The following is a 16,360-nucleotide window of genomic DNA, read 5'->3' as shown; positions in this document are numbered from 1 at the left end:
CAGGACAAAACAGGATAGATAATCACTTAATTTTTAATACTTTTAAAAAGGCAATAAATATGTTATTAATTAAATATGCAAAGACGTAACTTTATACAATTATCAACCCTAGCAGGAGTAGGTTTAACATTACCATTAACAGGTGTTTTAAATGCTTGTACAACCCATCCAGAGCATTCTTTAGAATTTAAAAACCTAATCTCAAATCTTTTAAAAGACTGGTGTGATGGTATGATACATGTTCAAATCAATAATCCCTCAAATTTAGAAGAACATGGTGCATTAGGTTGTCCGTCTTGTTCGCATATTCATGGGCGTTGTATGGATGCCGTATATCCATTTTTGTATATGGCCGATGTATCAGGAGATGAAAAATATGTAGAAGCTGCTAAATTGGTAATGACTTGGGCTGAGAATAACGTGTCTCAGGAAAATGGAGCGTGGACGGTGGTGCCAAATCCAAAATCATGGAAAGGTATTACTGTATTTGGAGCTATTGCACTTGCAGAAGCATTGCATTACCATGGGCAAGTTTTAGACGAAACAACTCGAAAATCTTGGACAAATAGATTGCAACGCGCTGGTGAATATATAAATAAAACATTCACTATAGATTTTACAAATATAAATTATGGAGCCACCGCTATTTACGGGCTAAGCTTAATAGGCGATGTATTAAATAACGATGCTTTTAAAGCCAAAAGTAAAGAGTTAGCAGAAGGTGTAAAATCATATTTCACCAAAAACGAAGGACTTCTGTTTGGAGAATGTAAAAAGAGTTCAAGCAAACTAAGTGAAAAAGGCTTGCATGGTGTAGATTTGGGATATAATGTAGAAGAGTCGCTTAATAGCATCGTAATGTATGCTTTAAAGGCTAAGGATGAAGCATTATTACAATTAGTTACAAAATCATTGCACAGTCACTTAGAGTTTATGTTACCAGATGGTGCTTGGGATAATAGTTGGGGCAATCGTATGTATAAATGGAGCTATTGGGGCAGTCGTACTTGCGATGGTAGTCAACCAGCATTTGGTATGATGGCGCATATTAATCCAGCATTTGGAACAGCCGCTGTAAAAAACACAGAATTATTAAAAGCTTGTACCGCTAACGGATTGATTCACGGTGGGCCACACTTCATTTCGGCTCAAATTCCACCATGTGTACATCATACATTTGCACACGCTAAACCACTCGCAGCCATGTTAGATCATTGGCAACATTTACCAGAAATAAATAAAAATACAGCGTTACCTCGAGTAACTGCCGATGGTGTCAAGCATTTTAAAGATTTAGATGTTTTTCTATTTGCTAGAGGCGATTGGAGAGGTACAGTAAGCGCTTATGATGCGGAGTATCACTATAAATACGATTTTCGTCAAGCCTCAGGAGGCGCATTAGGTGTGTTATATCACAATAAAGTAGGGCTTTTATGCGCTGCAAGTATGGCAGAATATCATATGGTAGAACCTTACAATCAGCAAGAACAACCAAATAAAGATATTGCATTAACACCCAGAATAGAAACCTTTATAGATGACGTTTGGTACACTAATCTTTACGATTTACCAGCTACAGTCTCAAGTAAAGACGAGAATGGTAGTATAGAATTACTGGCAAACGTAAAATTAAAAAATGTAGACAGAGCAGAGGTGAAAGATACTGCTTCAGCGTTTAATATCGCTTATAAATGTACCGTTGATAAAACAGAAATTCAAGTAAAAACAAATCAAGATATTAAAGTGCAAACTGCTTTTGTATTGCCAATCGTATCACCTTCAAACGAAGTTGTAACCAAAGTAAGCGAAAATAAAATCACTATTCAAAAACCAGAAGGCTTAGTTACTATTGCGGCAAATACACCAATTAAAATAAAAGACATTTCAGGGAAAAGAACGTTTAATATGGTACCTGGGGTTGAGGCATTACCTATAGAAGTGTTTTTTCAAGAATCATCTAGAGAGTTGCAAGTTGTAATTACCGTAAAATAATAGGTTTTTCAATAGATTATATTAATCTCAATCTTTTTTAATTGTAATTAATTGAGTAGTTTGAAACCTGAGCTGTCTTATAATATAAAACACTCTATAATAACTTTGGTTTCCAACCAGGTTCATACTCTCTAGACCAAAGTTTCATAGCATCTCTGTCAAATATTTTACCTGAATTTTCATCAACATTAAAGCCTTTGTCAATACGATATGCAATATTTGCATAATGTGTTAACATCTGAGAAATAGCACCAACTTCTATTGATGAAGTTAAGTTTTCTTTCCCACGAATGGTTCCAAAAAAGTTCTTTACATGTCTAGTGGTTAGATTGCCACCACCTCCTAAAGCTAAACCACCTTCTGAACCATCAGATTTATTTTCTTTAATGAGTTTTCCTTTTAAATCATATAATTCATATCCTATTCTATCAACAATTACTAAGCCCTTAGAACCATAGATAATAGTACCTCTACCACGACCATACTTTTTGTAGGCGTTTCTACTATCTCCATCCCATTGTATAATTCTATCGTTAGAGAATGTAAAAGTAGCTTCCATTTGGTCATACATCTCCCAGCCATCTTCTTTGAATTGTCTTTTACTAGCAATTACGTCCACATATTCTGGGTATTTAACATCTAATGCCCAACGTGCAATGTCTAGTTCATGTGTAGCATTGTTTCCCATTTCTGCTGTTCCAAAATCCCATCCATACCAATGCCAATTATAATTCCAAGTATCATGGGTATAGTCTTTTCTGGGGGAAGGGCCTTGAAAAAGCTCCCAGTTTAAGCCTTCTGGAGGAATTGCTTTAACAGGTACAGGAACAGGTCCTCTACCATTAGTGTAAAACGCTACGGCTTTGTATGTATCTCCGATAATACCGTTGTGAATCTCATTGATAATTTCTGTACTTTCTATAGAAGATCTTTGCTGATTTCCCATTTGTACAACTTTATTGTACTTTTTTTGAGCAGCTACAACAAGTTCGTTTTCGTATGGATTATGGCTACAAGGTTTTTCTAAATACACATGTTTGCCAGCTTGCATAGCCATTATAGCTCCGGGTGTATGCCAATGATCTGGAGTTGCCATGAATATGGCATCTATATTTTTGTCATTGATTATATTTCTAATATCCATTTCAGATTTAATTTTATAATCAATAACCTTTCCTACTTTTTCTTGTGCTTTGTCAAGTTGATTTGGCATAACATCACATAAATATTTGAGGTGGACATTACTATTCTTATCTGCTATACCTTCAATAAAGGAGTAATAACGGCGTCCTAACCCTTGGATAGCTATATTCAATCTATCATTAGCTCCAATAATATTATTGTAGCTTTTGGCGGATAAGGTATTAGCAGTACCAACTAAACTAACTCCAATTGCTGCAGTTGCAGTTTTTTTGATAAAATTTCTTCTATTAGTTTTCATAATTATTGCTTTTTATTCTGTGGTACACGAATTTTTATATTTCTAAATGCTACTTTATCTCCATGATCTTGCAATAAGATTTGTCCCTTTTTTAACATTCCAAAATTTGGCCACTTTTCATATTTACTTTCGGAAACTAATTTTAAAAAATTATCACTACCACGCTCATACTCTAATACTTTTACATCGTTTAGCCAATGTTCAACATGGTTATCTATAGATTTTATATAAGCTGTGTTCCACTCACCAATAGCCTTTATAGGTTTTTTAGGGTTGGCTTGAATTAAGTCATATAAAGAACAGACTGTTCTACTACCTTCATGTGCTCCTTTTTTAGCGTCTTCATGAAGTTCATCATCTAAAATTTGATATTCTAACCCAATAGAAGAGCCAGGGCCTTTATTAATCTCAGTATCCACATAGTACTTTATACCACTATTAGCTCCTGGTGTTAATTGAAAATCAACTTGCAATTCAAAATTACTATAATCTTCGGTAGTTACTATATCTCCTCCAGCAGTAGATTCACCTCCACCACTTTCAGCAACAATAAGTTTTCCATTTTCTATAAACCACCCTTGTTCTGGAAATTTATCTAATTTAGCACCTCTCCAGCCATTAGTAGTTTTGCCATCCCAAAGCATTTTCCATCCTGACTTCTCTTCCTGATATGTTAAGTTGTTTTTAGTAATAACTGGATTAAGTGGTGTCTTAGTAGTATATCTAGCAAGGTCTGTGGTTAAAATTTTTGCATTTTTCCACATGATTTGCTTTCCTAATTTGTCTTCGTTTTTTCCAATACCATGAACTTGTAAGCCAATAAAACCAGAAGCTGTTTTATCATCAATTAAATATGCTGCTGGTATATTGTTTATCCAAGTTTTAATAGTATCTCCTATGGCTTCTATTCTGTAATGGTTCCATTCATTTTGTTTAAAAGCTGCTTGTGCTGTTGGATTATCTTCCAAAGGGTTTAGCCATTTACGTCTTTTTTCATCATAAAGGCCTCCACTCCATGAACGATTTGAGGGATCTATCTCTACTTGATATCCATGAACAATACCATCTTTGTAGTAAGGTAAAGAATTACTTCTAATTTGAATGCCAGAGTTCATAATAGGATCTACTTTAAAGTCTATTTCTAAAATAAAATTATCATATATTTTATTTGAACTTAAAAAAGTATTTGGTGTATTTAATGCTGTTGTACCTATAATGGTGCCATTTTCATTTATGTATGTTGCTTTACCACCTTTTATATTCCATCCATCTAAAGAATTATTGGAAAATAAATCTACCCAAGGGGGTTGTCTATCTTGTTGGGTACAAGAACAAATCATTGACGTAGTTATCAGGGTAATAAAAAAAAGTTTGAATGGTTTCATGTATTTTTGGTTTAGTTTAGAAATAACTTCAGTAATATAAGAGATTATGCCTTATTTTCAAAAATAGTAAAAGCATTCTCAGTATCCGACCTGAGGTGTCCTGATGTTCTAGGATATAGAAAGTTACTTAATTATTCTTTGTAGTACGAAATTGCCTAGGGGTAATACTTGTTTTTTTCTTGAATAATCTGTTAAAATAGTAATGCGATTCAAAACCAAGCTCGAATGCAATTTCTTTTTGCGACTTACCACTGTTAAGCAGTAGTTCTTTCGATTTTTCAATTTTCAACAGAAGATAGTATTGAAGAGGAGATACCCCTGTTTGTTTTTTAAAGTCTATTCTAAATTTAGAATAACTTACACCAAGGTCTAAAGCTACTTGTTTAAGATCAACGGATTTGTAGATTTTTTTGTACATAATACTTTTTGCTTTAGACACCATGTTATTTAGGTTTTTTATATTGCTTCCTCCAACTTTTATGTTGTAAAGTTCTGCAATTAGCTGTAAACTAATACCTGACGCCACTCGCTGAAAACCAAATGTTTCTTCATCAAATAAGTTGAATAGCCTATTGAAAAGATTTAAAATTTCACTTGTATTACATTTCGAAATAATAGGTTCTTTTGGAGTGAAAAAACCATTAGATAAAAATTGGCTCGCTATTTCACCAGAGAAACCAACCCAACGTTCTGTCCAACCAGTCCTCTTGTTAGGCTTATATCTATGCCAAATACCAGGGAATAGTAAAAACGCATCACCTTCAGAGATTTTTATCGTTCCAGTTTCTTTACTTTCATAAATGCCTTCACCTTTAGTAATTAATACAATATGAAATTCGTCTAGCACACGGCCGTTATTCCAATTAAACATATAAGTGTCTGGATGATCGTTTGAAGGGTATTGTGTATGCTGTTTAATAACAGTTCGTCCTACATTATTAATATAAAACCCCCATTTCTTGTCATTTTCAATGACTATTTGGTATTTTCTATATCTATTTTCCATATCATTTTGTGTAACTAATATATCAAAACGTTAATTGAATTACTAGTCTTTATTTAGGAATTTTACAAATAAATGAGCGTTTACTTTTTATAGAGTCGGAAACGGTTTAATTAATTCTAGTAGCTAGGAGAAAGAACCAAGACATTGCAGGATATTAATATAGAAGTTTTAGAATAATTTTAATAAAATTTTAAAAAGCAGAGCATCCTTCTTTGTTTAAGTAATGAGCTTTTGGATATTTAATAGTTTTTTACCCAAATAATTTAAGAACAATGTATAAATAAGATAAAAAATGCAATATCAACGAAACCGTCATCATTTTTTAAAAATTATTCTATGCCTTATCATTGGGATTATGCCAATTTTTGTTCTTGGGTGCAAGGATATTTCAGAACTTAACATTATAGATTTAAAGTGTGAGTATCGTATTAACCCTTTGGGTATAGACAATACTGAACCCAGATTAAGCTGGAAACTTATTGTCAGCAATTATATTAGGGGGCAAAAACAAAGTGCTTACCAAATTTTAGTAGCAAGTAGTATTAAAGAATTGGATATTGAAAATGGCAATTATTGGGATTCAGGTAAAGTAGAATCTGATAAATCAGTGAATGTTGTTTATAATGGTAAAGTCCTAGAATCTGGTAAACAATACTTTTGGAAAGTGAAGGTGTGGGATGTTTCAGGGCAAGTTTCAAACTGGAGCACTACTGCACGTTTTTCAATGGGACTTCTTGATAAAGAAGATTGGAAAGGCGAATGGATTTATAAAAAAAATCAAAATAAAAAAGACCACAATTGGTATAGAAAAAATTTCTCTTTAGAAGAAGCACCACAATCTGCGTTTGTTCATATAGCGTCTTTTGGTTATCATGAATTGTACGTAAATGGGAGAAAGGTTGGAGATGAAGTTATGAATCCAGTAAATTCGTTTCTTAAAAAGCGTTTACCATATCTTACATACAACATAAATTCTTATTTGCAGGAAGGTGATAATGTTATTGGTATTTGGCATGCTGCAGGTTGGGCAAGATGGGGAAGAGTAAAAGATTATTATGACGCGCCATTTGTTTTTAAGGCACAAGCAGATATTAAAGTTGGAGATAGTAATATGGTTTTGAAGTCTGATAATACCTGGAAATGCAAAAAAAGTTACAGTTCTTATTCAGGACCTTGGGATATTTTAGATTTTGGAGGAGAAATTATTGATGAGCGTTTAAGAGAAGATAATTGGAATACAGCAGAATATAATGACTCAGATTGGGAAAATGCCATTGTTTTTGACAATAGTAAAGCCAAAGAAGTTGGAGTTGCAAATATAAACCTTGGTCCTAAAGGAGCCGTTGTAGTACCCAGCACAGACACAAATCTGCCAACCAGTAAAATAACAGCAACCTTAAGTGCTCAAATAGTTGAGCCACAAGTTAAGTTTAAAGAGATTATTCCTATTAATGTCCATAAAAATCAAGATGATAATTATGTAATTGATATGGGTGAAAACTATACAGGATATTTTGAAATGAATCTCTTTAATGGAAAGGAAGGGGATACTGTTACTTTTGAAGTTGCTGACCATAAAGAGGTAATTACATCCTGGGAACAAAGAAGTAAATACATATTTGATAAATCAGGAACAGGGCACTTTACCAATCGTTTTAATTTAGCAGGAGGAAGATGGGTAACTGTTAGCGGTATCAATTATAAACCAGAGTTAAAAGATATTAAAGGGTATGTAATTACAAATAATCGTAAACAAATTAGTCAATTTGAAAGCTCTAGCACCTTATTAAACCAAATCTATCAAATAAATTTAAATACTTACATAGCGAATACTATTGATGGTATTTTGGTAGATTGTCCACATAGAGAGCGCCGTGGTTGGGGAGAGGTTACTGTAGCCGCTATGTACGGTGATGCTTTACCTAATTTTGAAAGTGGGGCTTATATGGAGCAATACGCTCAGTTTATGCAAGATACTCAAGCTAAAGATGGTAAAATGAGGGCGGTAATTAATGGTGACGATTTTGAGTTTTTAATGTGGATGGCAAATAGCCCAATAACAATTTGGGAAACCTATAGAATGTTGGGTGATAAAAAACTATTAGAAAACCATTATCCAACGTTACAAAAATGGATGCATTGGTTATACGAACATTCGGATTACGAAACAGGTGGTGCATTAAAAATAGGTACACGTGGCACATTAGAATTTCCGGGTCTAGGAGATTGGTGTACACCTAGAGGTAACTTTTGGTCGTCTAGTAACTCTCCAGAATCGGCACATTTTAACAACTGTGTATATGCGTTTATGTTAGAAAACGCCCTCAATATTGCAAAGACTTTAAATAAAACAGAAGATGTTGAGGTTTATAAAAAACGACTAGAAGTTCAACGAAAAGCCACTCATAAAAATATTTATGATGCTAGTACAGGAAAGTACGGTAAAGGGCATCAGGTCAATCAAGCTTTTGCTTTACTTTCTGGAATAACTCCTGATGCTGAAAAGCAAAAAGTATACAATAATTTGGTAGATCAAGTTTTATATAAATTTCCATACTACGATACAGGAAGTTCAGGACAGGCATTATACACTCGCTATTTTATAGAATATGGAGAGCGTATGGATTTAATTTATGAATTGCTCAAAGATAAAAGTCACCCAAGTTATGGTTACTTTTTAGAACAAGGAAAAACGGTTTGGCCAGAGCGTTGGTCGGCTATTGGAAACAGCCAAATTCATACCTGTTATACAGGTATTGGAGGTTATTTTATAAAAGGTTTTGCAGGAATTCGCCCAGATCCAGAACAATTAGGTATGCAACATTTTGTAGTAAAACCATCACCAGTAGGCGACTTAACTTTTGCAAATACAAGTTACCAATCTATGTACGGCAATATTGTAGTAAATTGGAAAAGAGAAAAGGAAAATGCAACTTATCATATCGAAGTTCCTGTAAATACATCAGCCAAAATATACATTCCTGCCACAGAAAGTAAACATGTCTTTGAAGGTGAAACCATTGCAGGAAATGTTGAAAACATCAAATACTTAGGGGTAGAGAAAAGTGATGCTGTGGGTAATTATGTCATTTACAAAGTAAATTCCGGCACTTATAATTTTAAAGTAAATGAATTGCCTAAAGTAAACTATCCAAACCCATTAAATAAACCAGATAATTTAGCTTTAATAGGTCGTGTGAATGCTTCTTCAATGACCATTCAATCCGAAAAACTACCCGTTTTTGAAGCTTTTAGAGCAAATGATGAAGATGAAAAAACAAGATGGTTGGCTACTGAAACTAAGAATCAGTATTTAGAGGTAGAATGGGTAAAACCACAAACCTTTAATCAAGTCATCATTGACGAATTTGGGGACGCTATTATGGCATACAAAATTCAGTATTGGAAAAATAACACATGGGAAACAACAGCCAGTGGTACAACTTGTGGTGCGCATAAAAACCATCAATTCAATAGCATTCAACCCACAAAATTGAGATTGTATATTGAAAATGCCAAAGAAGCCCCATCTATTAAAGACATCAAAATTTACAATAAAAACAAGCAGTAATCTTTAACACATAATGAATAGTAAACATAGTAAAAGAAAATTTTTAGTCCTCATCGTACTTTTATGTACAACCGCTTTAAGTTTTGCAATAACAGCACCAAACTGGAACGGAGCGCAATGGATTTGGCAACAAGACGATAGTCCATCTAATACTTGGATGAGTTTTAGAAAAACAGTTACTGTGGATGAAGTTCCAGAAACTGTTGAAGCTTACATTTCTGTAGATAGCAAATTTTGGTTATGGATTAACGGTGAAATGGTTTTGTTTGAAGGCGGCCTGTCTCGAGGACCAAGCCAAGTAGGAGAATGGAATAGAAAAGCAAAAATAACACCAGCAAACTCTTGGTACGAGACTGTTAATATTCAACCCTATTTAAAAAAAGGAAAAAACACCATAGCCATTTTAGTATGGTTTTGGGGGCGCGAAAGTCATAAAGGGACGCACATCGATAGTGGAAAAGGAGGCTTGTTATTTTCTTCGGAAATAGGAAACCAACATGTAGTTTCAGATAAATCTTGGAACGTTTTACAACATACAGGGTACAATAATACCATAGCACCAGCCAGTAAGGCCATTATACAATATTCTGTGATGTTTAATGCGAATAACGCTTTAAACGACTGGACAGAAAAAGCCTGGTATATGCCAACCTATAACGATGCCAAATGGGCAAAAGCTTCAGAAAAAGGAATTTTAGGTGTTGCGCCTTGGTACGACGTAGAGCCGAATACGGTACCACATTTAATCAACCATGGTTTACAAAACTATGAGAATCATGATGCGTTACAGTTTCCGTTTGTAAGTGATGGAAAAGTAATTAAAGCCAAACTACCATTTAATAAACAAATTACACCTTATTTAGAAGTAGAGGCAAACGCAGGAGATTCTATTTTTATAACAACCGATAATAGACTAAATAGAATTAATGCCACGTACATAACCAAAGCAGGCACCCAAAAATTTGAAAGCTATTCTTGGATGAACGGTAATGAAGTGAGATACACCATTCCAAAAGGTGTGAAAGTAAAAACCTTAAAATACAGATGGATGAGTGTTGGTGAAATGGCTGGTACGTTTAAAGTAGACGACCCATTTTACGACCGTTTATGGTGGATGGGAAACAATACCTTATTTGTATGCGCACGCGATAATTTTATGGATTGTCCAGACCGTGAACGTGCTTTGTGGATTGGCGATGTGGCAGACCAAACAGGTTATTTATTTTATGCTATGGATAATGCAGGCCGCCAACTTTTAAAAAAGGCCATCATACAAACCACAGCCTTTAGCGAAAACGGCGTGTTGGGTGCTTTAGGGCCGTTGAGAGTGCGCGAATTGGTATCGCAAAGTTTACAGTTTATCGCACAAAGTATATGGCCGTATTATTTAAACACGGGAGATAAAGAAACCTTAGAAAAAGCATATCCCTTCGTATACGATTATTTAGCATTGTTCCCGATGCAAGAGAATGGCTTACCAGAATACCGCAAGAAAAAAAGTCCAGACTCCTGGGATTGGGTAGACTGGGGTGTTAAAAAAACAGAAGACAAACAACCGATACAAATGGCGTTTTATTATTTGGCATTATCTAAAGCCAAAGAAATGGCAACAGTATTAGGAAAAACAGAACACGTAAAATGGTATACCGATAGAATGGAAACCATGAAGCCAGCTTACCAAAAAGCGTACTGGAAAAATGGCTATTACAGTACAAAACCAGAACAACTAAAAGACGATAGAGCCAATGCGATTGCTATTGTGTCGGGTATTGCACTGCCAGAATATCACGATCAGATTGTAGATAACGTACTCATTCCTAACCGTTTTTCTAGTCCACATTTTGAATGGATAGCAGAAGAAGCCATGTGTATCGCAGGCAGGCATAAAGCCTCTTTAGAACGCATGAAGGCGCAGTACCAGAGTCAAGTCGATAAAAAATCCATGTCAACATTATACGAAATGTTTCCTCGAGGCGGAAGTTACAATCATGCATGGAATGGTTCAAATAAAATTTTATCAAAATACATCGCAGGGGCGTACCCAACACAACCCGCATGGAGCGAATTTGCAGTAAAGCCAACGTTAGTACATTTAAAGACTATAGAAAAAACAATTCCTACTGTAAAAGGCGATATTCATTTAAAAATGAATAAAACCAAGACGTCTTATCAATTACAATTTGAATCTCCAGCAACGACAACAGCAGTTATAGGAATCCCAAAATCAGGAAAGCAAGTTGATACCATAGAAATTAATGGCAAATTAGTTTGGAAGAAAGGCAAACAAAAAAAGCAATTGTCTGGTGTAAGCTATGTTGATCAAGACGAGACGTTTGTGACATTTAAAGTCACGTCAGGCGACTGGAATGTAAAAGCCACTTATAAATAGTAGTTTAAACAGTTACCCTTATATAACCAACACATAACAAACAGATAGAAATGTATAGGCTCTTTTTAGTGTCAATTATAAGTTTAGTATTTAGTTGCAGTTCAAAAGAAACCGCTACGAAACAACCAACTCCAACAGGGCTAACAGTTTCCGAAGGGTTTAAAAATCCTATCGGTTTTTACGATAGCATACCAACATTTTCGTGGAAATTAGCACAAAATGCACATCACAAAACACAAATCGCCTATACTATTGTAGTAGCATCCAAATCCGAATTACTACCAGACCACCCCGATGTTTGGAGTTCAGGAAAAGTAGTTTCTAATCAATCCGTTTTTGTAAAATATAAAGGTACACCATTACAATCAAAACAAAAGGTATACTGGCAAGTGCAGTATTGGGACGATAATCAAAAACCATCTGAGTGGAGTGAGGTAGCAACTATAGAAATGGGATTATTATCCAATACCGATTGGAAAGCGCAATGGGTGAAAATTCCAGATCCTAAAGTATGGGATACTACAAGATACGGCACACGCTTGTTTAGACCGCAATATTTAAGAAAAGCATTCAACATAGATTCCGATATTAAAAAAGCACGTTTACACATTACTTCCAAAGGCGTTTTTAAACCCTACATTAATGGTAAAAAAATTACTAAAGATGTTTTAACACCAGGTTGGACGCCCTATCGTAAACGTATAGAAACACTAACCTATGATGTAACAGAGGTATTAAAAAAAGGGGGGAATTCCATAGGAATTATTTTGGCAGAAGGCTGGCATTCAGGACGATTTGGCCCACGTAGGCGGTGGGATACTGTAATAGCACCACCACAAGCCATTTGCCAATTAGAAATTGAAAATACCAAAGGGCATTTGCAAACCATCGTAACCGATAGCAATTGGAAAGCCACCCGAAAAGGCGCTCTAAGAACATCTGGTTTATACGATGGTGAAGTCTATGATGCCAACTTTGAAATCCCTGACTGGAGTACTCCTAGTTTTGATGATAGTGCCTGGGAAACTGTAGCAACCGAAACTATCAATCCCAAAACCCACTTATCTCCAAAAAAACACGCAGTTATTAAAAATAAAATGGAACTGCAACCAATTAAAATAACCAAACAACACAAGGGTAAAGTTTTGTTCGATCTTGGTCAAAATATGGTAGGAGTTGTGCGATTGCAAATTCCAGTGAAAGCAGGAGATACGGTCAAGCTAAGGCATGGCGAAATGTTAGATGCCCAAGGCAAATTGTTTACGAAAAATTTGGGTTCTGCTAAAGCAATAGACTATTATATTGCCAATAAAGACACTATAGTGTCATGGCAACCCCAATTTACGTTTCACGGCTTTCGTTACGTTGAATTAAGCGGATTATCAACAACAGCAGTACCTCAAAAATCATGGGTAACAGGCATTGTGCAATATTCCGATTTTGAGATGTCGGGTAATTTTAGCACATCACACGATAAATTAAACCAGTTGCATAGCAACATCCAATGGGGGTTACGCGGCAATTTTTTCGATATCCCTTTAGATTGTCCGCAGCGAAGTGAACGTTTGGGATGGACGGGCGACGCTCAAGTTTTTATACCTACAGCACTGTTTTTATCAGACTCACATGCGTTTTGGTCAGCATGGCTTAGCAGCATGCGCGAAGAACAATTTTCAAATGGAGGCGTTCCTGTGGTTGTTCCTAATTTTACAGGAAACTTTGCACAGGCAGGATGGTCAGACGCTTGCACCATAGTGCCTTGGGAGTTGTATTACAGAACAGGTAATGTAGGCGTGTTAAAAGACAACTACCAAATGATGAAGCGTTGGTGTAGCTACCACATTTCCGAAGCAACAAATAACATCAGCCACATGTCTACAGTCGGTGATTGGTTACAACCTTACTCACAACAAAAAGACGATAGAAGAGGCGATACCCCAAACACACTCATATCAACTGCTTTTTATGCTTATTCGGTGCAGCTAACCATGCAAAGTGCTGCAATTTTAGGGTTAGAAGACGACGCGAATTACTATCGCGAATTGCTCGGTTCTATCACCCAAGCTTTCGAAAAAGAATATTTTAACAGTAACGGCCAAATAAAAGCACCGTATACCCCAACGCAAACAGGTTATCTTTTAGCACTTGGTTTTAATTTATTAACTCCAAAAACGGCAACTAAAGCTGTAAACCATTTAGTAAAAGAAATTGAAGCCACACAAAACCACTTACGTACGGGCTTTATTGGTACACCCTTATTGGCTTCAGTTTTAGATCAATATGGACAAACCGATTTGCTTTATGATATTGTATTCAAAGAAACCTATCCTTCTTGGTTTTACAGCATTAACCAAGGTGCTACCACTATGTGGGAACGATGGGATGGCTACACCCACGATAAGGGGTTTGCCAATAGAGCGTTATCTTTTAACCACTATGCCTATGGATCTATTGGGCAGTGGTTGTACGAACGTACTGCGGGAATCGCACCTTTGGAAGCAGGCTATAAAAAAATACGTTTTGCGCCGTTACCTCATAAAACACTCACTGCAGCAGCTGCAGATTACCAATCCAATTACGGTAAAATTGTGTCGAGCTGGAAGTTTAGAGGCAACGCTTTTATATATCACATAGAAATACCCCCAAATACAACAGCAAATGTTGTTTTGCCTGCATTTACTAAAGTACCTCATGTTACCATGAACGGAAAAAAAATAGAGGTAATAATTAAAGACAAAAAGATTAATATAAACAATTTACAAAGTGGTGTATATGAGTTTATTTGTAAAAATGCCCACTGAAGAAGTATAGAAGTAAAATTGAATATTAGAAATAAAAAATAAAATACAGACACATGTTTTTAAACAAAAAAGCAAAACTATTAATGTTATCATCAATCTTTAGTTTGATGCTTTGGTCTTGTAAACATTCAAGAAACTACAAGATTGTAAAATCAGGTTTTGCAGCAGATGTTACTGTTGAATTTGAAAAGCGGGTTACTGTATTTAAAAATTAAAAAAATGAATCCTAAGTTAAAAATAGTAATAAGTGCGTTATTGGTATTATTGTATTCCTGTAAGTCTAAAACAGAACCTGAAGCAATTACAAAACCAAATATTGTAATAATATATTTAGATGATTTAGGATATGGAGACCTTAGTGCATATGGTGCCACAGAGATTAATACACCTAATATAGATAAGCTAGCCAATGGCGGTGTGCGATTTACACAAGGTTATGCAACATCTGCCACTTGTACACCAAGTCGTTATGCCTTGCTTACAGGGGAATATCCATGGCGTAATCAAGGCGCTAAGATATTATCAGGTTCGGCACCACTAATTATAGATACTGCTAAAGCCACTTTACCAAGAATATTTAAAAAAGCAGGTTATCATACGGGCATTGTTGGAAAATGGCATTTGGGCTTAGGCAATGGAAACTTAGATTGGAACAAAGAAATAAACCCTGGACCTAATCAGGTTGGTTTTGATTATTCGGTAATACTGGCTGCTACTCAAGACAGGGTTCCTACTATTTATATCGAAAATGGTTATGGCTTGAATCTGGATAAAAATGACCCTATTTATGTTAGTTACGAGAAGAATTTTGAAGGAGAACCCACCGGAAAAGATAACCCAGAGCTTACCAAAATGAAGTGGCATCATGGTCACAATAATAGTATTGTGAATGGGATTCCTCGTATTGGTTTTATGAAAGGAGGGAAAAGCGCCCATTGGAGTGATGTAGATATGGCCGATTTTTTTCTGAATAAAGCAACGCAGTATGTCAAAGCTCATAAAGACAAACCTTTTTTTCTATACTATGCTTTGCAACAGCCTCATGTTCCACGCACACCTAACCCTCGTTTTGTTGGTAAATCTGGTATGGGCCCCCGTGGTGACGCTATTTTAGAAGCCGATTGGTGTATTGGAGAGTTTGTAAAGGCTCTGGAAACAGCAGGCATTTTGGAAAATACATTAATTGTGTTTTCTAGTGATAATGGACCTGCATTAAATGATGGATACTTTGATGATGCTGTTGAAAAGATAGGTAAACATAAACCTGCTGGAGTTCTACGAGGTGGGAAGTTTAGTTTGTTTGATGCAGGTACACGTGTGCCACTTTTTACTTATTGGAAAGGTAAAATTAAACCCAAAGTTTCTGATGCATTAGTTTGTCAGATTGATTTTATAAGCTCTTTTGCTAAGCTAGTTGATATATCGTTACCAGAAACTGACAGTAAGGACATGTTAGATGTGCTACTTGGTAAATCTAATCAAGGAAGAGAAAATCTTGTAATCGAAGCAAATAGCAAGTTGGCTTTTCGAAAAGGTGACTGGGTATATATTCCACCTTATCCTGAAGTGGATCCAATAAAGACTAACAAGAATATAGAGACGGGTTGCGATTCTGTTTCTCAATTATACAATTTAAACACCGATATAGGGCAGCAACACAGCCTAGTTAAATCTCATCCAGAGAAGCTAAAAGAGTTAATGGAGACATATCAACAAGTAATAAAAGTAAAAGAATAACTTGTCCAAACTTAACAATATTTCACTTTAGTTATAGA

General features: G+C 35.5%; 9 protein-coding genes. 6 read left to right on the top strand and 3 right to left on the bottom strand.

The window, feature by feature from the left end; all coding sequences use genetic code 11:
* The first annotated feature begins 75 nt into the window (after positions 1–75).
* Positions 76–1,992 (top strand): hypothetical protein, encoded by a 1,917-nt coding sequence (locus tag Q0772_RS00840; RefSeq protein ID WP_298338869.1) that lies wholly within the window; start codon positions 76–78, stop codon positions 1,990–1,992.
* Between the two features lie 94 nt (positions 1,993–2,086).
* Here the strand turns inward: Q0772_RS00840 and Q0772_RS00835 are convergent, their stop codons facing one another.
* The 3 genes from Q0772_RS00835 to Q0772_RS00825 form a co-directional block, all read right to left on the bottom strand.
* A complete protein-coding gene (locus tag Q0772_RS00835) occupies positions 2,087–3,433 on the bottom strand; it encodes a Gfo/Idh/MocA family oxidoreductase (RefSeq protein ID WP_298338867.1) in 1,347 nt (448 codons plus the stop codon).
* Between the two features lie 2 nt (positions 3,434–3,435).
* Complete coding sequence (locus Q0772_RS00830; RefSeq protein WP_298340587.1) at positions 3,436–4,773, bottom strand: DUF1080 domain-containing protein; 1,338 nt, start codon at positions 4,771–4,773, stop codon at positions 3,436–3,438.
* A gap of 172 nt (positions 4,774–4,945) precedes the next feature.
* Complete coding sequence (locus tag Q0772_RS00825) at positions 4,946–5,824, bottom strand: AraC family transcriptional regulator (protein WP_298338865.1); 879 nt, start codon at positions 5,822–5,824, stop codon at positions 4,946–4,948.
* 292 nt (positions 5,825–6,116) lie between these two features.
* Here Q0772_RS00825 and Q0772_RS00820 point away from each other — a divergent pair, with 292 nt between their 5' ends.
* The 5 genes from Q0772_RS00820 to Q0772_RS00800 are packed head-to-tail and all read left to right on the top strand — an operon-like array spanning position 6,117 to position 16,322.
* Positions 6,117–9,395 carry a family 78 glycoside hydrolase catalytic domain gene (locus tag Q0772_RS00820; RefSeq protein ID WP_298338863.1) on the top strand — a complete coding sequence of 1,093 codons (3,279 nt, stop codon included), beginning with the start codon at positions 6,117–6,119 and terminating at the stop codon, positions 9,393–9,395.
* 13 nt (positions 9,396–9,408) lie between these two features.
* Positions 9,409–11,784: an alpha-L-rhamnosidase C-terminal domain-containing protein gene (locus tag Q0772_RS00815; protein ID WP_298338861.1), complete on the top strand. Its 2,376-nt coding sequence runs from the start codon at positions 9,409–9,411 to the stop codon at positions 11,782–11,784.
* A gap of 50 nt (positions 11,785–11,834) precedes the next feature.
* Entirely contained in the window at positions 11,835–14,585 is a 2,751-nt protein-coding gene (locus Q0772_RS00810; protein WP_298338858.1) for an alpha-L-rhamnosidase, read from the top strand.
* Positions 14,586–14,638: 53 nt separating this feature from the next.
* A complete protein-coding gene (locus Q0772_RS00805; protein WP_298338854.1) occupies positions 14,639–14,800 on the top strand; it encodes a hypothetical protein in 162 nt (53 codons plus the stop codon).
* Positions 14,801–14,804: 4 nt separating this feature from the next.
* Positions 14,805–16,322, top strand: a complete 1,518-nt coding sequence (locus Q0772_RS00800) for an arylsulfatase (protein WP_298338850.1) — start codon at positions 14,805–14,807, stop codon at positions 16,320–16,322.
* Positions 16,323–16,360 lie beyond the last annotated feature (38 nt).

This window comes from uncultured Algibacter sp. (assembly GCF_947490405.1).
Classification (GTDB): domain Bacteria; phylum Bacteroidota; class Bacteroidia; order Flavobacteriales; family Flavobacteriaceae; genus Algibacter_B.
This window is presented reverse-complemented; position numbering and strand designations above follow the sequence as displayed.